The organism is Lyngbya sp. CCY1209 (genome assembly GCF_035615495.1).
Classification (GTDB): domain Bacteria; phylum Cyanobacteriota; class Cyanobacteriia; order Cyanobacteriales; family Microcoleaceae; genus Limnospira.
In genome coordinates, this window is sequence record NZ_JAJENU010000386.1 from 1 (window position 1) to 18,661 (window position 18,661).

General features: G+C 55.1%; 18 protein-coding genes and 1 pseudogene. 16 read left to right on the top strand and 3 right to left on the bottom strand.

Annotated features, from left to right (window positions below; all coding sequences use genetic code 11):
- The 11 genes from LKE08_RS11010 to LKE08_RS11060 all read left to right on the top strand — a co-directional run.
- Window positions 1-1,665: Calx-beta domain-containing protein (locus LKE08_RS11010; protein WP_324704270.1), on the top strand; the 1,665-nt coding region annotated here is incomplete at its 5' end.
- A gap of 425 nt (window positions 1,666-2,090) precedes the next feature.
- On the top strand, window positions 2,091-4,508 hold the full coding sequence (locus tag LKE08_RS11015) for an EAL domain-containing protein (protein ID WP_324704271.1): 2,418 nt from the start codon (window positions 2,091-2,093) through the stop codon (window positions 4,506-4,508).
- Between the two features lie 100 nt (window positions 4,509-4,608).
- A complete protein-coding gene (locus LKE08_RS11020) occupies window positions 4,609-5,241 on the top strand; it encodes a MerR family transcriptional regulator (protein ID WP_324704272.1) in 633 nt (210 codons plus the stop codon).
- Window positions 5,238-7,049: a macro domain-containing protein gene (locus LKE08_RS11025; protein WP_324704273.1), complete on the top strand. Its 1,812-nt coding sequence runs from the start codon at window positions 5,238-5,240 to the stop codon at window positions 7,047-7,049. Before LKE08_RS11020 ends, LKE08_RS11025 begins: the two co-directional genes overlap by 4 nt.
- A 468-nt stretch (window positions 7,050-7,517) precedes the next feature.
- Window positions 7,518-7,856, top strand: a complete 339-nt coding sequence (locus tag LKE08_RS11030) for an NADH-quinone oxidoreductase subunit K (protein ID WP_324704274.1) — start codon at window positions 7,518-7,520, stop codon at window positions 7,854-7,856.
- Window positions 7,853-9,316, top strand: a complete 1,464-nt coding sequence (locus LKE08_RS11035) for a cation:proton antiporter (RefSeq protein WP_324704275.1) — start codon at window positions 7,853-7,855, stop codon at window positions 9,314-9,316. Before LKE08_RS11030 ends, LKE08_RS11035 begins: the two co-directional genes overlap by 4 nt.
- Window positions 9,313-9,702, top strand: coding sequence for a Na+/H+ antiporter subunit E (locus LKE08_RS11040; protein WP_324704276.1), 390 nt, complete (start codon window positions 9,313-9,315; stop codon window positions 9,700-9,702). The genes LKE08_RS11035 and LKE08_RS11040 overlap by 4 nt, the downstream gene beginning before the upstream one ends.
- Entirely contained in the window at window positions 9,699-9,956 is a 258-nt protein-coding gene (locus LKE08_RS11045; protein ID WP_324704277.1) for a hypothetical protein, read from the top strand. The genes LKE08_RS11040 and LKE08_RS11045 overlap by 4 nt, the downstream gene beginning before the upstream one ends.
- A 6-nt stretch (window positions 9,957-9,962) precedes the next feature.
- Window positions 9,963-10,247: a monovalent cation/H(+) antiporter subunit G gene (locus tag LKE08_RS11050; RefSeq protein ID WP_324704278.1), complete on the top strand. Its 285-nt coding sequence runs from the start codon at window positions 9,963-9,965 to the stop codon at window positions 10,245-10,247.
- Window positions 10,237-10,815 carry a DUF4040 domain-containing protein gene (locus tag LKE08_RS11055; RefSeq protein WP_324704279.1) on the top strand — a complete coding sequence of 193 codons (579 nt, stop codon included), beginning with the start codon at window positions 10,237-10,239 and terminating at the stop codon, window positions 10,813-10,815. Before LKE08_RS11050 ends, LKE08_RS11055 begins: the two co-directional genes overlap by 11 nt.
- The gene (locus tag LKE08_RS11060; protein WP_324704280.1) at window positions 10,816-11,478 is read left to right on the top strand and encodes a Na(+)/H(+) antiporter subunit B; all 663 of its coding nucleotides are present in this window, start codon (window positions 10,816-10,818) and stop codon (window positions 11,476-11,478) included.
- 293 nt (window positions 11,479-11,771) lie between these two features.
- Here the strand turns inward: LKE08_RS11060 and LKE08_RS11065 are convergent, their stop codons facing one another.
- Window positions 11,772-13,418, bottom strand: coding sequence for an AarF/ABC1/UbiB kinase family protein (locus LKE08_RS11065; protein WP_324704281.1), 1,647 nt, complete (start codon window positions 13,416-13,418; stop codon window positions 11,772-11,774).
- A gap of 327 nt (window positions 13,419-13,745) precedes the next feature.
- On the opposite strand from LKE08_RS11065, the gene LKE08_RS11070 reads away from it, so the two are divergent.
- Window positions 13,746-13,994 (top strand): DUF6335 family protein, encoded by a 249-nt coding sequence (locus tag LKE08_RS11070; RefSeq protein ID WP_324704282.1) that lies wholly within the window; start codon window positions 13,746-13,748, stop codon window positions 13,992-13,994.
- A 7-nt stretch (window positions 13,995-14,001) separates the two neighbouring features.
- Window positions 14,002-14,517 carry a GNAT family N-acetyltransferase gene (locus LKE08_RS11075; protein WP_324704283.1) on the top strand — a complete coding sequence of 172 codons (516 nt, stop codon included), beginning with the start codon at window positions 14,002-14,004 and terminating at the stop codon, window positions 14,515-14,517.
- Window positions 14,518-14,576: 59 nt separating this feature from the next.
- On the opposite strand, the gene LKE08_RS11080 is transcribed toward LKE08_RS11075, so the two are convergent.
- Window positions 14,577-15,764 carry a ferrochelatase gene (locus LKE08_RS11080; RefSeq protein ID WP_324704284.1) on the bottom strand — a complete coding sequence of 396 codons (1,188 nt, stop codon included), beginning with the start codon at window positions 15,762-15,764 and terminating at the stop codon, window positions 14,577-14,579.
- 298 nt (window positions 15,765-16,062) lie between these two features.
- Here LKE08_RS11080 and LKE08_RS11085 point away from each other — a divergent pair, with 298 nt between their 5' ends.
- The 3 genes from LKE08_RS11085 to LKE08_RS11095 all read left to right on the top strand — a co-directional run bounded on the left by LKE08_RS11085 (window position 16,063) and on the right by LKE08_RS11095 (window position 18,089).
- A complete protein-coding gene (locus LKE08_RS11085; protein WP_324704285.1) occupies window positions 16,063-16,617 on the top strand; it encodes a hypothetical protein in 555 nt (184 codons plus the stop codon).
- A gap of 206 nt (window positions 16,618-16,823) precedes the next feature.
- Window positions 16,824-17,546, top strand: coding sequence for a TIGR00266 family protein (locus tag LKE08_RS11090; RefSeq protein ID WP_324704286.1), 723 nt, complete (start codon window positions 16,824-16,826; stop codon window positions 17,544-17,546).
- A gap of 168 nt (window positions 17,547-17,714) precedes the next feature.
- Window positions 17,715-18,089, top strand: coding sequence for a hypothetical protein (locus LKE08_RS11095; RefSeq protein ID WP_324704287.1), 375 nt, complete (start codon window positions 17,715-17,717; stop codon window positions 18,087-18,089).
- 98 nt (window positions 18,090-18,187) lie between these two features.
- Here LKE08_RS11095 and LKE08_RS11100 read toward each other — a convergent pair.
- Window positions 18,188-18,421: pseudogene (locus tag LKE08_RS11100) on the bottom strand (Mo-dependent nitrogenase C-terminal domain-containing protein); the annotation flags it as partial.
- Window positions 18,422-18,661: the final 240 nt, after the last annotated feature.

Sequence of the window (18,661 nt, forward strand, 5' to 3'; positions counted from 1 at the left end):
CTCAATTTGAGTAACCCGACGGGTGGCGCCAGTTTGGGAACCCAGTCTTCGGGAACTGTCACTATTTTAGATAACGACATTGCTGCCGGAACTTTGGCATTTGGCGGAACCACTTTCAGCGTCAATGAGGATGGGAATGCGATCGCGGAAATTACAGTGACAAGAACCGGGGGAAGTGAGGGAGCCGTGAGTGCGGAAGTCACCCAAACCGACGACTCGGCGATCTCCCCTGCGGACTATACAAATGGTGCGATCGCGGTCAATTTTTCCGATGGAGATACGACTCCAAAAACCGTCTCAATTCCGATTGTCGATGACAGCATTTTTGAACCGACAGAAAGCCTTAACCTGAGTCTCGAAAATCTGACGGGAGGGGCGATCTTGGGAACCCAAAATACCGCCACTTTGCAAATTGTCGATAACGATTCCACCGAGAATTTAGAGCTGGCAACGGCGACCTATTTGGGGACAGCGGGAGATGATACCGCCGCCGCGACGGTCATTTCTCCGGTGGATTCCGCGATAATTGTCGGGGGAAATTTTGACGGTTCGGGTCAGATCCGACGCCTGCAAGATGGTACGATGCTGTTATCGACCACCCCTGTGGGGGGCAGCGTCGGCGACTTGGATATCGACGGCGACAGCGGTGAAATCGTCGCCGCAGGCGATTTTGGAATTAAAGTTTATGAGAGTACCGCCAACAGCGTTTTGTGGTCCGGAGCCGGAACCTTTGATCGCGTTTCAATTGCTAATAATGGAACGGTAGCAACCCTCACCGAAGCCACCGATACCGTCACCCTCTGGAGTCCGACGGGAACCCAACTCGCCACCGCCACCCTGTCCGGGACTGACATCCGTCCGGCGGATATCGCCATCGCCCCCGACGGCAGCGGCATCTACGTCACCGGATTTAACCAGGTCAGCAGCACCTTGCAGACGCCCTTCCTGCGGGCTTTCGACACCTCCCTCGCCCAAGTCTGGAACACCTGGGATTACACGGCCTCACAAGTCACCGGGGAGGGGTTGGGGGCCGACACCCGCGGCGAACGCATCACCTTCGGGGAAGATGGCGAACTGTATTTCCTCGGAAAAACCGACGGCGGAAATAATGTCTTCCAGCGAGACGGCCAAGACATCACCCAAAACTTGGCGACCCTGGTCAATGTTGACTCGTACACGAACTTTTCGGGGGCGGGTTCCGGTTCCTTCACCTTCCACGCCCAGATCGATCAAAGCAATGGAAATATCGAACGGGGTCAATTTATCGTCACCCGACTTTCCAGCGGCAATGCCAACAGTTTCACCCCCGAATCCATCGCCGCAGATGAATTCGGAAATGTCTACATCGGCGGTTCATCAGCCGCCACCCTGCAAAATCGGGATGGCAAAACCATCGACGGCCAACCCGTCGGAAACTATACTTTGGGAGAGATGGCAGTTTTGGGAGTTTCCGCCGATTACACCGTGCGAAAATTCTGGACGCCGCTCACCGCCACCGGCGATGCGGACGGTTCCAAAGGGGCGGTGAATTCCTTCGCCGTTCGCGACGGCCGGGCCGTGATTTTTGGAACGGTGACTCAACCGGATGTCGCCACCACTGCCGGGGCTATCAATTCTAATGCGATCGGAGGCGACGATACTTACTTGGCAACTTGGGCCGTTTAGCCGCGACTGGGGGCGGGGGAGTGGGGAAGCCGGAGGGACGAGAAAAGAAAAATTTCTGATCCCGATTCCCCACAACCGACACCCTATTTAAAATTGATATATCGTCGGTCAGATCAAACAAATCTCTCGTCCGGACTGGAATGGAGCGATCGCGGCGTTTTCGCGATCGCCCCGCGACTGTTGGTTCGCAAGTTTTTGACATCACTTGCACTTGGGCTAACATTGAGAAAAGTATTTGTCATTTTCCCCGGGGTCCGAGATATGTTAATTTTACAATTCTTAACACCCATCCCATTTCCGCATCGGTCAGTGGGGGAACCGCCGGACTGAAACGACCTCGGCGTTATCCGCACGCAACTCCCGAGACTTCACTCACTCACAACCGAAAAAATACCGATTGTTCACGGGCTTGGAAATGTGCCGTTATGGAATCCAACTTTCTCACCGACTTGCAACAGGCGATCCTGGCTCTCGTCACGCAGTTACACCGCGAAGTTGCCACTCGCATCCTCGGGGAACTCGAAGCGTACCTCGACACCCCTCACAAAGTCAATCAAATTAACGCCAGTGCCCTTCGCCTCGGCCAATTGAACTCCTCCGCTTTGCCAGACCTGCAACGGCATTTTGGGGAACAAATTCAGATTTTCGATACCGTCAGTACCGTCGGCTTCGCCGCCGAGACGGGAGATTATGTGGGAATTACGCGACTCGAAGATGGGTCGCCCACTTTAGAACTCAAAAATAGCCGAGTTTCCCCCCACAAATTCTTTTATCGACTCGACCCGAACGGCGATCGCCGCGCCCCCCCGATCTGCCACCATGAAAACTACGACGCCCGCGATCGCGAGTGGTATCAAATCGCCAAAAAAGCCGGTCAAGCCACCTGGAGTCCGGTTTACAAATACACCAACTGCGTCGCCGTTCAATTCGGTTTGATGGCGGTTCTGCCCGCCTACGACGAGGCGGGAAAATTGCTCGGGGTTCTCGGCTGCGATCTGTCCCTGTCCTACATCGGCCAGTTACTCGACCGGTTCAAACTGTCCCAGGCGGGAACCACCTTTATCGTCGAACCTTCGGGGATGTTGGTGACGAGTTCCAAATGTTTCCAGCCTTTTGCGAAAAACGGCGATCGCGATGTGCGGTTGAAAGCCGAAAGCTGCGGCGATCGGGCGATCGAAGAAACCGCCCGCCACGTCCTGCAAAAATTCGGTCACTTAAAAAATATCGACGGCGACCATCAATTGAATTTTAAATTGGACGGTAACAGTCAATTTGTCGATGTCTTTCCCTGCCGAGACAGTCGGGGATTGAATTGGTTAGTTTTCCTCGTCATACCGGAGACGGAGGTAGCCGAAAATCATCCGATATCCTCCCTTGCCGGACGGCTGACGACGGCTTATAAAGCCCTCAAAAAACTCAACTTTAAACTCGCACAAGATATCGAAAAACAGGCGATCGAACTCAAAGAAGCCGAAGCCCTACTCCATTACAACAGCTTTCACGACTCCCTCACCCAACTGCCCAACCGCGCCCATTTCATGGAGCAGTTGCTGACCAACCTGCAACGGACTCGCACGGGTCAAAAGCGACTCTTTTCGGTTCTGTTGATCGATTTAGATCGCTTCAAAATCGTCAATGAAAGTCTGGGACACCTCGCCGGCGACCTGCTGTTGATTCAGGTGAGCCAGCGACTGCAACAGTGTCTTCGGGACGGAGATATGCTGGCCCGACTCGGGGGCGACGAATTCGCGATTTTGGTGGATGACATCGGCGGCATTTCGGAAAGTACCGACATGGCCGAACGGGTGCTCGACTGTCTCAAACCGCCGTTTCAGGTACACGGAGAACAGTTTTCCCTCGGCGCCAGCATCGGCATCGCCCTCAATTTCGACCCCGTGACCCGACACCCCTACGAACAGACCGCCGACATTTTGCGGGGGGCGGATTTGGCCATGTATCGGGCCAAACATGGGGGTCGAAATTGCTACGCCATTTTCGACACCCAAATGCACGCCAATTTGCTGTCCCAATTGCAACTGGAAAACGACCTCCGCCACGCGATCGCCCGGGGGGAACTGCACCTGCACTACCAACCCGTCGTCTCCCTCGTCACCGGCGAGATCGTCACCTGCGAAGCCCTCGTCCGCTGGAAGCACCCCATCCGAGGTTGGATCTCCCCCGTCGAGTTCATCCCCGTCGCCGAAGAAACCGGGCTGATCGTCCCCCTGGGGGAATGGGTGCTCCGGGAAGCCTGCCGCCAGATGCGGGATTGGCTGGCCGGGGGTTGGCTCGATCGCCGCACGACGGTCAGCGTCAACATGGCCGGATTGCAGTTTGCCCAGCCGGAACTCGTCGCGGAGATCGGCGCCATTCTCCAACAGACGGGTTTGTCGAGTCGAAACCTGAGAATCGAAGTCACCGAAAGCGCGATCGCGGAAAATGCCCTGTGGGTGGCCGACCGCCTCGGCCGGCTGCGGGAAATGGGCGTCGGCATTTCCGTGGACGACTTCGGAACCGGCCACTCCTCCCTGTCCCGCCTGCAAAACTTCCCCGTGGACGCCCTCAAAATCGACCGCTCCTTTATCGACCAAATCACCCGCCACGACCGCGATCGGAACTTCGTCGCCGCGACGATCAACTTCGCCCACAGCCTGGATCTGACCCTCGTCGCGGAAGGGATCGAAACCCGGGAACAGTGGAACCTGCTGCGATCGATGGGCTGCGACTTCGGCCAGGGCTACCTGATTTCCCGCCCCGCCGACGCGATCGCCCTGACCCAATTTTTCCGGGAACGTCGGGGGATCGGGGTGTCGGGTGTGGGGTGGAAGGTGTCGGGATTTTAGATTCCCTACTCCCTACACCCTACACCCTACACCCTACACCCCAAAAATTACAACTCGCATTGATATTGACAATTTAAATTGTCAGAGTTAGCATGGAGCCATGAAGACACTGCGACAGGTTGCCGGAAACGATCCGAGTTGGTCCCTCGATGAATTGGTGGCGGTGGCGAACGAGTTGTTGCCCCAATTCCTGCCCACTCAGCGGGCGCACACCCGCATCCGGGAGGATGTCACCCCCCGCCTGGTGCGCCACTACACCAGCCAGGGACGGCTCGACGAACCCCTGAAATCGGGGCGGTATGCGGTCTACACCTACCGCCATTTATTGCAGGTGTTGCTGGTCCGGCGGCTGCTGGCGGAGGGCTACGGGGCCAGCGCGATCGGAGATCTGGCCGTCTCCAAAACCGACACCGAACTCGAAGCCCTCCTGGAAGGGGGCGTGCAACTGACGGTGGAAGCCGCCAACCCCGCCCTGGGATTTCTCGAACAAATCAGGCGCCGTCAATCCGTGACGATCGCCGAACCAACCCAGGACAATTTGAAAGGTTTCACCGTCCCGCCGTCGCCGAGTCCCGATCGCCGGTCCACCCGTTGGAAGCGGATCGAAATTTTACCGGGTTTGGAACTGCACGTCCGGGAGGATTTCAACTATCCGAATTCCCTGCATGAACGGCAAAACTTGATCCAATTAATTACCCATATCCTCTCAACTCATCGGAGGTCGCCAAAATGAACGCTCCTCGCATCGAATTCGTTCCCCTCCAGGACGCGATCGCATCCGATCGCCCCACCAATTTGGATTTGATCGTCAAAATCATCCCCCCCGACCCGGATGACAACTTGGAACGTCCCCCCCTGAACATCGGTTTGGTTCTGGACCGGTCCGGTTCCATGGGGGGCAAAAAAATTGCCTACGCCCGCCAAGCCGCCAGCTACGCCGTCGAACAATTGTTGGAAAGCGATCGCGTCAGCGTCACCATCTACGACGATCGCATCGAAACCGTGGTGGAAAATACCCCCGCCGCCAACAAAGCCCAAATTCTCCAGAAAATTGCCCGCGTCAAACCCCGCAACATGACCGCCCTCCACGCCGGTTGGGTGGAAGGGGGGGTGCAGGTGAGCAAACACCTCGACCCCCGACACCTGAACCGCGTGATATTGCTCTCCGACGGCTTGGCGAACGTGGGCGAAACCAACCCCGACGTCATCGCCTCCGATGTCAAAGGACTGGCGAAACGGGCGGTCAGCACCACCACGATGGGAGTCGGGGACGACTACAACGAAGACCTGTTGAGTGCGATGGCCGATCGCGGCGACGGCAACTATTACTACATCGAATCTCCCGAACAACTCCCCGACATTTTCGGCATGGAATTGCAGGGGTTAATGGCGACGATTGGGCGCGAGGTCCGGCTGCGGGTCGAGTTGCGGGGGGATGTGGAGTTGACCGACGTTTTCAACGATTTTGAACTGACGCGGCAGGGGGAATATAAACTGCCCAATTTGGTGATGGGCAACCCCTTTTCCGTGGTGTTGCGCCTGAAAATTCCGCCGACTTCCCAATCTCAAGAATTGTGCGGATTTCGCCTGTCTTGGGACGACCCCGATCGCCCCGAACGGCAAACCCTGCGGGCCTCCTTACAATTGCCGGCGGTGTCGTCGGCCGAGTTGGAGGAATTTCCCTTTAACGATACCGTCCGGGAGCCGGTGGCGCTGATGATGGCGGCGCGGGCGAAAGTGGAGGCGATGCGACACGCGAAACGGGGAGATTATGCGGCTTCCAAACGAGTGTTGCAAGACACCCGAGATGCCCTGCATTGTATGGCTCCAAAATCGATGGCAATCGCACAGGAATTTGCCTCTTTAGATGAGTTCGATCTCGAAATCGAAAGCGAAGACCCGGAGATGCTGTACCGAGCCAGCAAGCGGGGTTCTTACGAATCTCGTAACGTGCAGCGCAGCCACCATCAATCCGGGAGTTCCAATTATTATATCACACGAAATTTGATGCCGTTGGGCGATCGCATTCAGGTGATTAAAGGCGATCTCGTTCAACAGCAGGTCGATGCGATCGTCAACCCCACCGGAGAGGATTATTTCGGGGGGGCGGTGGACGCGGCCATTCACGCCGCCGCCGGGCCCGAACTCCGCCAACACTGCGATCGCCTGCCCCGGTGTGCCCCGGGAAAAGCCCAAATCACCCCCGGTTACAACCTGCCCGCCCAATACGTCATTCACACTGTCACTCCAATTTGGGCACAAGGTCGCCAGGAGGCACAAAATATCTTGAGTCAGTGTTATTCAAATAGCCTGATTCTGGCGGAAAAAAAACACCTGAAAACCGTCGCATTTCCCCTCCTCGGCGGCGGGATTGCGGGCTGTCCGATGCGGGAGGCGATCGAAACTGGGCTGTGGGAGACCAGTCGATTTTTGCTGCCCCCGCTTTTGCTGCAACAGCCGCGCTCTTTGGAACGGGTGATTTTTGTCTGTTATGACGACGAAACCTACAACGCTTATCGGGGTTATTTCGGCCGTCGATAATCTCAGATTCCGAGGGAATCGGGAAGATTTTTGACTTCCGTAGCGGGCGACCGTCTCCGGTTGCCCGCCGTCGAATAGAGAGTCCCATTACCCATTCCCGACCCGGTCGCCAATTCCTAATAGATTTAAAGTTTTTTTTAGTCAAATATTCTCGATCCGCAGATCGGTTACATATCCGGCAGAACATCCCACAAAATTGTGATATAATCTCTACCCTTTTTCCAGATCCGTTGAATTGTGCCATCCCGGCGGTTCGGGTGGGGGCGATCGCGACCTCTTCAAAACCCCGCCGTACCCGCCACCGCAGCCCGGACAGACCCCGGCTCCGCCGCACTCCGACCGTCACCCAGATTACAGGGGGTCGGGTACATCATCGAGTCGCATTTAGATTTTCTTTACAAATCGGCGCTAAATCCGGTAAAGTTTCAATATAATCAAGGATTAACCCATACCGAATCCATAAATCTCGTGTTAGAGTCATTCATATTCGCAACGGTAATGTGCGGATTTTTCGGCATTATCTTTAAAAAGAACCTGGTGATGAAGATCGTCTCGATGGATGTGATGAGCACGGGGGTGATCGCCTTTTACGTGTTCGTCGCGTCGCGGGAGGGTTTATTCACCCCGATTATTGGAACGGCAACAAATGACGGCACCTACGCCGATCCGGTGCCCCAGGCGGTGATTTTGACCGCGATCGTGATCGGCTTTTCCATCCAGGCGCTGATGCTCGTCGGCGTGATGAAGCTGGCGCGGGACAACCCCACTTTAGAAAGCAACGAGATCGAGAAAAACAACACCCCATGACTATCCTGACCATCGCGGCGATCGCGCTTCCGTTATTTGTGGGGTTTAGTATTTATCTGTTCCCCAAACTCGACCGATACCTCACCCTGGGAGTCGCCATATTTTCCGGAGCCTACGGATTGCAACTGCTGTTCAACTCGTCGCCATTAACCCTGAAATTGCTCGACAATTTCGGGGTGACGGTGGTGGCCGACGAATTGAGCGGCTATTTGATCCTGACCAACGGTCTGGTAACGGCGGCAGTCATCCTCTACTGCTGGGGGCAGGGGAAGAGCGCCTTTTTTTATATCCAAGCGATTATATTACACGGCAGCGTCAACGCCACCTTTATCTGCGGGGATTTGCTGAGTTTGTACGTCGCCCTGGAAGTCCTCGGCATCGCGGCATTTTTATTGATCGCCTACCCCCGCACCGATCGCTCCATCTGGGTGGCCCTGCGCTACCTGTTCGTCAGCAACACCGCCATGCTGTTCTACCTGGTGGGGGTGGCCCTGGTCTACCAAGCCAACCACTCCTTCGCCTTCGAGGGCGTGCAGGAGTCCCCCCCAGAAGCGATCGCCCTGATCCTGATGGGATTGCTGGCTAAAGGGGGGGTGTTTGTCTCCGGACTGTGGCTGCCCCTGACCCACTCCGAATCGGAAACCCCGGTATCCGCCCTGCTGTCGGGGGTAGTGGTCAAAGCCGGCGTCTTTCCCCTGGTGCGGCTGGCCCTCATCGCCGGCGAACTCGATGGGGCGATCCGGATCTTCGGCGTCGCCACCGCCCTGTTGGGGGCCGCCTACGCCATTTTTGAAACCGACGCCAAGCGGATGTTAGCCTGGAGTACCATTTCCCAACTGGGCTTCATCCTCGTCGCCCCGGCGGCGGGCGGCTTTTACGCCCTCACCCACGGCCTGGTCAAATCCACCCTGTTCCTGAGCGCCGGGAGCTTGCCGAGCCGCAACTTTTCCGAACTCCGGGGACGCCCGATGCCGACCGGCCTCTGGTTCGTCATCCTGGCGGCCAGTCTGTCCATCTCCGGCTTTCCCCTGTTCGCCGGCTTCGGAGCCAAGGCGCTGACCCTGAAAGACTTGCAGCCCTGGCAGGCGATCGCCATGAACGTCGCCGCGGTGGGGACAGCCACCTACTTCGCCAAATTCATCTTTCTGCCCCACCGCAGCCGCCCCGAATCGGGACCTCAAAAGCCGATCCCCCCCGGGTTCTGGTTCGCCGCCGCCCTCGCGATCGCAGCCCTGGTTCTGGCCAACGGCCTCTACTACCCGGGTTATGCCGTGGCGAATCCGACGGTCCTCAAATCCCTCGGCACCATCGGCCTCGGCTGGCTGGCCTACTGGGCCGTTTTCCGGGATGTCGCGCTCCGACTCCCCCGCGTCCTCGAAAAACTCGAACACCTCATCGGCATGATGAGTCTCATGTTGATCCTGCTGTTCTGGCTCGTATTGTGGAGGGTGACACCATGATCGGATATCTGGATATTATCTTACGGCTGACCATTTGGTTTCTGCTCACCGCCGACCTGAGTTCGACCAACATCATCATCGGCGTCGCCGTCGCCCTGCTGCTGCCCCACAGCGCCACCGCCCCGAGCCCCGTGCGGGACTGGATGCGGGCGTTGGGGGAGACGCTGCGGGCGATTCCCCAGGCCTATTTTGAAGCCTTCGAGATCATCCTCCGCCCCCACAAAGATGAAGATACCACGATGGAGCGGGTCAAACCTCAGCGATCGCCCGGGCTGATTTTCTTGGATATCTTTTTAATTACTTTTACCCCCAAAACCATCGTTTTAAAATATCACCAACAGGGCTGGTACGAAGTGCATTGGGTCAAACGGAGGAAACGGAAATGAACGCGGTTTTGATGTTGATGATCGTGGCTTTGCTCATCCCCATTTACGAGGCCTGCCAGGATCAAGATATCTGGCAAAAGGTGCTCGCATTTGCCAGCATCGCCACCAAAACCTCGGTGATGATTTTGGTCGTTTCCGTACTCCGAGACGATTGGATGATCGGCGTGGTGGGGGTGATCATCCTGAGCGTGGGAAATGCCGCCCTGATGCTGCTGGCTCAAATCCTCAAACGAATGAATGACGTTTTGAATTGAGAAACTATGGTTGACGCGATCAGTTATTTTTGTATCGGTTTGGGAATTGTCTTTTGGTTTTGGGGAACCTGGCCGCTGGTGGGCGATCGCTCCGTGCTGTTCAAATTGCACAGCCTTTCGGTGGCTGATACCCTCGGCTCCATGAGTATCGTCGCCGGACTGCTCCTCAAGATCCCCAGCGAATGGCCCCTGCTGATTCTCGCCATGATTTCCCTGGCGATTTGGAACACCGTGCTGGGATACGTTTTGGCCTACTGTTCGAGCAGCGGAGCGGAGGAAAATGAACGATAGTTACATTTATTTTATCACGGCTTTGATGCCCCTGGCGGCGGGAATGGTCGTCTTTCAAGTCAACCCCTACCACGCCCTCGTCCTTCGCGGCATATTGGGGGCGGTGTCGGCTCTGGTGTACGCGATTATGGGGGCGGCGGACGTGGCGCTGACGGAGGCTCTGGTGGGGACGATGTTGGCGATCATGCTCTACGCGGTGGCGGTGCGATCGTCGCTGGTGATGCGTCTGGGGGTTCTCAAAGATGAGCTGGCGGAAGGCGATCGCGAACACCCCTTCGAGCAACTGATGGAGGAATTCCGAACCGTTTTTCGACAACATTATATGCGTTTGGAATTGGTTCCATTTAAAGATCTCGAAGAGTTGGATCGGGCTCTGGCGGAAAAGGAAGTGCACGGCACTTGTGTGGGACAACCCCAGCACCCGTCCCTATCCGCCGACATCAAAAACCCGTCTTATCAAACCACCGTCCGGCTGCGACGGCTCTACGACATCATGAAAGCCGAAGTTCCGGGCAACGCGACCATTTTGACCTATCTCAATCCGGCAGATTCAAAGGAAAAACATTAGATGAAACTCATTTATATCGCGGCAGGAATCGCCCTCTATATCAAAATGCTGATCCTCTCCAATCCCGCGGCGGACTGGACCGGACCGGCGATCGCGGAATTGGTGGTGCAGGATAGTGGCGTCCCCAACGCGGTGTCGGGGATTATTTTCCGAAATCGGCTCTACGACACTATCTTTGAAGTGGTGGTCTTCACCATCGCCATCATGGGCTGTCATTTCCTGATGGCAAACGAACACCCGCTCAGTCAAGTGTACCAGTTCACCGACCAACCCTCCATCGTCCTCTCCCGCCTGGGGGCGACCATCGCGGCGATGGTGAGTATCGAACTGGCGATCCGCGGCCATTTGAGTCCGGGTGGGGGGTTTGCCGCCGGAGTTGCCGGGGGAACGGCGATCGGCTTGATCGCCATCACCTCGCCACCGGAGTTGATGCAGGGCATTTATCAGCGGTGGAAGGTTTCCACCTGGGAAAAAGTATCCGTCCTCATTTTTATTTTATTGGCGGCGATCACCCTGCTCGGGCTCGAATTTCCCCACGGAAACTTGGGCGGTTTGGTCAGCGGTGGCATTCTCCCCGTCCTCAATATTTTGGTCGCCGTCAAAGTGGCGTTGGGCTCCTGGGCGGCGGTGTTGATTTTTATCCGCTATCGGGGGTTGTTGTGACGGTCGGTAATCGGCGATCGGCAAAATTAAACAGGGGGAAAGAAACAGGTATGTAGGGGCGAATGGCATTCGCCCTCCCTCGCAGTTCGACGGGGCGATCGCGTCAATTTTAAACTGGGAAATAGGGCGCAAGCCTTGCGCCCCTACGGGGGTTTTATCGGATTTTATTATCAGATCCGGTGAATTGCTCGGACATTGAGAGGATAGAGAATTCGGGGGGAAAGATGAAAAATTCGACTCCCGACTCCCTCGATCTCAGACGTTTTGTGGTCAATTATCAGGTTTGATATATATTACCGCCAATTGCCCGATCGCAACACGCTCACGATCAGCCACAATCCCACCAGAGAAGCAGCCGCAAAGAGGATATTACTAACCAAAGAGAGTTGGGGCGTTTGTGCCCCCGTGGAGACGACCGCCGCCCCCATAATTAACGACCCCACCACGATGCTAAAAGAAAGGCGGTTCGCCGCGTCGTCCAGGCGATTTTGCAGGCTGTTCAATTCGGGGATGGTGATGTTCCATTTCAGGGTTTCCGAGGTGACGCGATCGAGGAGGAGATCCACCTGGCGGGGCGATCGCAATGACAAACTCTTCACGTCCAACGCCGTCCGCAGAAAGGTTTGTAAAGGATTGTCGCCCAACAATTGACGGCGAAACAGATCCGTCATCAGCGGTTTGATCTCGTTTAACAGGTTCACTTCCGGGTTGAAACTGCGAGCGACTCCCTCCATATTTGCCAAAGTTTTGGCGTACAATCCCATATTGCTGGGGAGGCGAACTTTATTATTTCGAGAAATCTGCAAAATCTCGTAAAAGACCTCGCTGAAATTGATTTCGGAAAGGCTGAGATTATAATAGCGCCTCAACATACTGTCGTAATCACTTTCCAGCCGATCCAGCCGCACGGGTTGCCCGGATTCGGCCAATTCCAAAGTCAGTTGGGTGCAGCGTTGCGCGTCGATATCGACGATCGCCAACAGCATTTCCGTCAAAATTTGCTGGGTGCGCGGGTCGATTCGTCCCACCATCCCGCAGTCCAAAATTGCCACCCGTCCGTCTCGGAGATAAAAGATATTTCCGGGGTGGGGATCGGCGTGGAAAAAACCATCCAAATAAATTTGTTGAAAAAAGGCGCGAAATAGCAACGTCGTGATTTCGGTTCGCCGGGGATCTTCGCGATCGGACTGGGTTTTCGAGGGTTCGGATAACAACAGCGGCACCCCGTCCAACCATTCCAAAACCAATAAATTCGGCGTCGTCAATTCCCAGTAAACTTTGGGAATCACCAATTTTTCCGCATCAAACCAGCGGCTTTCGGATAAGTTTTTCCGCAGTTGGTCGGTATATTGCGCTTCTGTGGTAAAATCTAACTCGGCTTTGAGGGCTTTGGTAAATTCGTCCGCGATCGCCACGATATCGTAATCCTCGCCGAGATCCGTCCCCGACACCAAATCGGCCAGTCCGGTAATTAATTCGATATCGCGATCGACGATGGTTTCAATCCCCGGACGCTGTATTTTCAACGCCACTTCCTCGCCATTTTTTAAGGTCGCCCGATGAATTTGGGCGATGGAAGCCGCCGCCACCGATTCCGTTTCGACGCGGCTGAAAATCTCCTCCATCGGCTGAGAAAATTGCAGCCGCAGTTGGGTTTCGATCTGCCCCCAATCCACCGGCGGGACGTTCGCCTGCAAGTCCGTCAAAGCGTCCACATACCTCCCCGGCAGCAAGTCGGGGCGGGTGGACAAAAGCTGTCCTAACTTCACATACACCGGACCCAACTCGATCAAAATTTTGCGGAGGACGTCCGGAGATGGCAGCCTGGGTTCTCCCGACTTGCCCCCCGTCAACAGACCCCGCATATAGTCCCAGCCGTTGCGGAAGACGACTTCTAAAATTTCTCGCTGTCTCGACGTTTTTTGAGTAAGGGAAAACATATTTTTGGTTCGCTTGGGGTTTGGAAGACATCAATTAATTTTACAATTTTTGTGTGAAATCAATATCTGTACGAGCGACACGGTTTGTTGTCGGCCTCAAATCCTAGAGGCGATCGAGCATTGACCCGAGTAAAATTTTCGATATTTTTATCAGCTTACCATTTTAATTGATAGGAGACAAGGATCAATCTATCTTTCGGGGGACGACATCGAAGCATATTCATGATAAGTTCTGAATTTTATGGTTAAATCATGTCGCTTTTTCCGGCATCTCAAATCTAAGTTTTATAATAGATTGAAGCAATTTAAAATAGGAGTCATCCGCTCATGAATCCCCAGCCAGAACAACGCCTCGATCCCAAAGTGACGCCCGATGCGTCCGAAATTCAACACGCGGTGGACGAGGACAAATTCGCCCGCCCCCAACCCACGGACGAACAGCACGATATCGACAGTATGGCGAAACCGGCGGGGGTGGAAATGCCCGATCGCGAACCGTTGCACATCAAGGATAAAATGGATGAACGGGACAGCGATCGCTGGCAACTGGACCCGGACTCCAAATTCGAGCGTTAACCCCACCATGTCCGACCCCCCTTCCCAACTCCCCCCGGAATTCACCCTCCGAAAAGCCACCCCGGAGGATATCTGGCCGATTCGCCGCCTGGTATTCGGCGCCAAACTCGACCCCACCCAGATCCGCTGGCGACAGTTTTGGGCGATCGAACGGCAGGGGGAAGTGATCGCCTGCGGACAACTGCGAGAATTCAAGAATTGCCGGGAATTGGGGAGTTTGGTGGTGGCCGCGTCGTGGCGAAATCGGGGGTTGGGAACGATTTTGACCCGACATTTGATCGCCGAGTCCCCCGAACCGCTGTATTTGGAGTGCGTGGGACGGGGGTTGATGGAATATTATCGCCGCCTGGGATTTGCCGCGATCGCCTGGAAAAATTTACCCCGCCCCCTCCAGGTCAAATTCGCCCTCTCCCACCTGGCAAACCGGCTGTTAAAGTTGCCGATTTTTATTATGAAATATGATCATTTAACCACAGAGGCACAGAGGACACGGAGAGGGGATTTGTCCGAACAAAATTTATAAAAAAAGAGGGAGCGAGATGCTCCCATTCCCGACAATTGATCATTATCAATTATCAATGATTAATGGTGGTGATGGCTGTGGCCGTGGTCGTGATGATGATGATGGTCGTGGTCGTGGCTGTGGCTGTGAGAGGCTTTCGCCTGTTCCGCCGCCAGGGAGGGATTCACCGCCAACGCCGTTTCATTCAACAGCCCTTCGATTTGCGGGTTCGCCCACTCTGCGGCCATCTGCAAGAATTCGGGATGGTCGTTGACGCAGGCCATTTGGACGTAGGTGACATCGGGACGGCGACGCCGCAGCGCCTCGATGATGTGTTCGACGTCCAACAGGGTTTCGTGGTTTTCCGTCGCGAATCCGATCGGCATGAAGACGATCGCCGTGGCGCCCAATTCCATCAGATTTTGAGCGGCCAACTCGGCGTTGGGTTGCGTCCACTCGATCAGGGGGGTGTCGTGGTTCAGCCAACCCACGGAAATTAGGGGGAAGCGGTTGATCAGCTTTTCGCGCACCCGTTCGTAAAGGGCCTGACTCTCGTCGATTCCCGAGGTGAAGCCCTTGGCTTTGTGGGGACAGCCGTGGTTCATCAGCACGATTCCCGTCTGGGAGGGCAGGTGGGCGACGGCTAATTCCTCCTCGATTTTTTCTTCCACCAACCGCGCTGTCAGGTCGATATAGGCGGGTTCGTTATAAAAAGAGGGGATGTAGCGCTGGCCGGTGATCCAGTGGCTCTTGTCGTCCGCTAGTTGCGCCAGGGCGTTGTTGACCTGTTCCACCGCGATACCGCTGGTAAAGATTGAGTCTACCACCAGGAGGGGGTAAATGAGGAGCTTGTCGAAGCCTTCGGTTTGGATTTGGGCCAAAACCTGTTCCGGGAGGAAGGGGGCGCAGAAGTTGAACGCCTTGAAGACTTTGACGCGATCGCCCCATCTTTGCTGGAGATTTTCTTCGATTCCCGCCCGCTGCCGCTCGAAGATGGCATTGTGGGGGGAGATGAAGTTGCCGTGATCGTGTTTCCACTCGTGCAGGTCAAAAACGGCCAGCAGCTTGGCCAGGGGCGGATAGATCCAGGTGGGGACGGGGGCGAATTTCGCCGTCAGCAGGTTCAAAGCCTGTTCGTTATAATTGGCAAAATCCTCGTAACTTTCCACCTCGCCGTAACCCATCAGCAACACCGCCACCCGATCTTCGGCGGGGCGATCGCCGGACTGGGCATCCGGATTCTGAATTTTTTCGGGAGTTGCTACCACGTCTTCGTCCTCTTGTCTGAGCAATGAACCGGAGTGGCGATCGTATGAATGCCACCCTGGTCTATACCTTAACATCCCCAGGGGGGGGATGGGGGAAGGGGGGAGTCGGGAGTCGGGAGTCGGGAGTCGGGGAGGCAACAGGCAAACGTTGTTGATGCGATCGCGTCGGGAATTGTAGGGGCGAAGGGCCTTCGCCCTCAAATCAATAGTCTGAAACGACCCGATATTAATATCAAATTGTAGATTCCCGTTTATATTTCCGCCCTCTAACATTCCTCCGATTTGTCCCCACATCCTTATGGTTACAGTGATTTGTCCCGGTTTCCACGATCGCACCCTCACCGACGAGTTTTTGGCGGGGTTGGCTGCGGACTGGCGGGAACCTCCGTTAGTGTTTCCGGCGGAACGATCGTCTCCGGTATCGGCGATCGCACTTTGGCAGTTTTTGGAGGCGAATCTTTCTGATCGCCGTGGGATACCATTGGTATGGATCGGCTTCAGTGCCGGCGTCGTCGCCGCGATCGCCGTCTCCGCGTTGTGGCGGCACTCGGGGGGACGGGTGAAGGGTGCGATCGCCGTGGATGGTTGGGGGGTGCCGCTGGGGGGGGATTTTCCCGCCTACCGCGTCAGCCACGATCGCTTTACCCACGACAGTTCCCGGCTTTTGGGAGGGGGAAATGAGAGTTTCTACGCCGATCCGGGGGTGGAACATCTGGATCTGTGGCGATCGCCCCAGACGGCTTCGGGGTGGTGGCTGCGGGAAACTGAAACCGGGCTCAAAACGGCGATTCCCACCACCGCCGATCGGGCGATCGTCGAGATGTTGAAACAATTCGGCGAATTGAATGATTGAAGAACGGAGGAGATCCCCCATTATCCTCGACAATTTTTAACCGAGAATGAAACGGCTGTGCCCTTAAAAAGGGGGACTTTGAACCCTCGCCCAGACCTCACCCGTTTGAGAAATGCTAGATCTCGGAAGCCAGAATGGAGGAATTAATCCGGAATTATGGCTTCTCGCTATTGTAGATAAAAAACAGTTAGTATCGGAGGGAAGTTATGGCAGACGTCATCGATTATAAAATCTATGGAAATGACTTGCAGTTGGTGGAAATCGAACTCGACCCGGGGGAAGGCGTGCAGGCCGAAGTCGGGACGATGACCTATATGGAAGACGGGATTCAGATGCAGACGGGAATGGGCCGGGGCGGTTTATTTTCCGGTTTTAAGCGCATGATTACCGGGGAAAGTTTCTTTATCACGACATTCGTGAACGGGGGAAACGGGCGATCGCGGGTGGGGTTTGCGGCGACCTCCCCCGGGCAGATCGTCCCGGTCGATTTGGGGGCGATCGGCGGCGAATTTTTGTGTCAAAAGGATGCGTTTTTGTGCGCGGCAAGCGGCACGGATATCAGCGTCGCCTTCACGAAGAAATTGGGGGCGGGTTTCTTCGGCGGCGAGGGGTTCATCCTGCAACGATTAAAAGGGGATGGCATGGCGTTCGTGCAAGCCGGCGGCGCCATGATCGAGAAGACGCTGCAACCGGGAGAAAGCCTGCGGGTGGATACGGGATGTTTGGTGGCATTCTCGCCGTCGGTGCGCTACGATATCCAATTTATCGGCGGTTTTCGGAACGCTTTGTTCGGCGGCGAGGGCTTATTTTTGGCAAAGATGACGGGGCCGGGTAAGGTGTTGATTCAGAGTTTGCCCTTCTCGCGGCTGGCCGATCGCATCAGCGCGATGATTCCGGCGCCGACGTTTGCCAGTGAGGGAGATTCTTAGGGTTGATAGGATTCGCGATCGCCTTCTTTGTTGTGGGGGGCGATCGCAACTTTTAATTGTGGTAAAGATAGAGCTAATAATGAATGATGTATTCGACATTCTGCCCCGTGGGAATTGAAGAGGCGGGTTGGGAGGGTTGTTGCGATCGGTTTATGATGCTGGAAAGATATGAAAATCAACACTGGCTTGTCATACATTATTGAATTGTTCCACAATCTGCAATGGGATGTAAAAAAGGGTAATATTATGGCAAATCATCGAAAACATAATGGGCGAGTTAAAGCAGTTTCTTTGAGTTCTGATGGCAAAATTTTAGCCAACGGTCATCAAAGCTGGGTTGTGGCGGTTGCTTTTAGTCCGGACGGTGAAACCCTTGCCAGCAGCAGTGCGGATGAGACGATCAAACTCTGGAATTTCAAAACGGGAGACTGTCTCAAAACGCTGAGAGTTCCCAGACCTTACGAAGGTGCGAATATCGCCGGAGTAACGGGTTTGAGCGATGCCCAAAAAGCCACCCTAAAAGCATTGGGGGCGGTCGAATAGGCGACAATTTTTGTCTGTTGGGTTGATGCATGAACCCAACAGACTCCTACTAAAAAATAAGGCGGGCAATGCCCACCAAATCAGCTTGTTCAACCCATTCAACCGCCGATATAGGCACCGATATCTTCGCCACATTCGTCGGCGAGGTAGCAGAGGGCGCGAAATCGCAATGCCACCAATTCTTCGTAAAGGGGATTAAGTTTGCACAGGGGGGGAATGTGAAATAAGACGCGGCCCCAAACTTTCACATCCCGCTCAAACGGACATTGGGTGGGGATGAGGCGACAGAGGAACCGGGCGAATTTAGGGTTTTTGATCTCGACGCGATCGAGCCGCCGTTTTTCCCATTTCGGGCGGAATTCGGATCACAAGTATAAATCTAATATATGTATCGCATAAAATATTTTGATAACTGGGGGGTTGACAAATGGCGATCGCCCGAAACATATCCTGAATGAGACAGAGCGATCGCTTGGGACTAAAATAATTACCATCAGTGCGATTCGTTCAGGAACGAAATAGGGCTGAAATGCCCGAAATAACTTCCTGGTAAGGCTTTCATCCCTCTGGAT

Excerpts from the sequence above, each read along its gene's own strand:
- LKE08_RS11015 (WP_324704271.1), top strand. The coding sequence starts at position 2,091 with ATGGAATCCAACTTTCTCACCGACTTGCAACAGGCGATCCTGGCTCTC.
- LKE08_RS11020 (WP_324704272.1), top strand. The coding sequence starts at position 4,609 with ATGAAGACACTGCGACAGGTTGCCGGAAACGATCCGAGTTGGTCCCTC.
- LKE08_RS11025 (WP_324704273.1), top strand. The coding sequence starts at position 5,238 with ATGAACGCTCCTCGCATCGAATTCGTTCCCCTCCAGGACGCGATCGCA.
- LKE08_RS11035 (WP_324704275.1), top strand. The coding sequence starts at position 7,853 with ATGACTATCCTGACCATCGCGGCGATCGCGCTTCCGTTATTTGTGGGG.
- LKE08_RS11040 (WP_324704276.1), top strand. The coding sequence starts at position 9,313 with ATGATCGGATATCTGGATATTATCTTACGGCTGACCATTTGGTTTCTG.
- LKE08_RS11045 (WP_324704277.1), top strand. The coding sequence starts at position 9,699 with ATGAACGCGGTTTTGATGTTGATGATCGTGGCTTTGCTCATCCCCATT.
- LKE08_RS11050 (WP_324704278.1), top strand. The coding sequence starts at position 9,963 with ATGGTTGACGCGATCAGTTATTTTTGTATCGGTTTGGGAATTGTCTTT.
- LKE08_RS11055 (WP_324704279.1), top strand. The coding sequence starts at position 10,237 with ATGAACGATAGTTACATTTATTTTATCACGGCTTTGATGCCCCTGGCG.
- LKE08_RS11060 (WP_324704280.1), top strand. The coding sequence starts at position 10,816 with ATGAAACTCATTTATATCGCGGCAGGAATCGCCCTCTATATCAAAATG.
- LKE08_RS11065 (WP_324704281.1), bottom strand. The coding sequence starts at position 13,418 with ATGTTTTCCCTTACTCAAAAAACGTCGAGACAGCGAGAAATTTTAGAA.
- LKE08_RS11070 (WP_324704282.1), top strand. The coding sequence starts at position 13,746 with ATGAATCCCCAGCCAGAACAACGCCTCGATCCCAAAGTGACGCCCGAT.
- LKE08_RS11075 (WP_324704283.1), top strand. The coding sequence starts at position 14,002 with ATGTCCGACCCCCCTTCCCAACTCCCCCCGGAATTCACCCTCCGAAAA.
- LKE08_RS11085 (WP_324704285.1), top strand. The coding sequence starts at position 16,063 with ATGGTTACAGTGATTTGTCCCGGTTTCCACGATCGCACCCTCACCGAC.
- LKE08_RS11090 (WP_324704286.1), top strand. The coding sequence starts at position 16,824 with ATGGCAGACGTCATCGATTATAAAATCTATGGAAATGACTTGCAGTTG.
- LKE08_RS11095 (WP_324704287.1), top strand. The coding sequence starts at position 17,715 with ATGAAAATCAACACTGGCTTGTCATACATTATTGAATTGTTCCACAAT.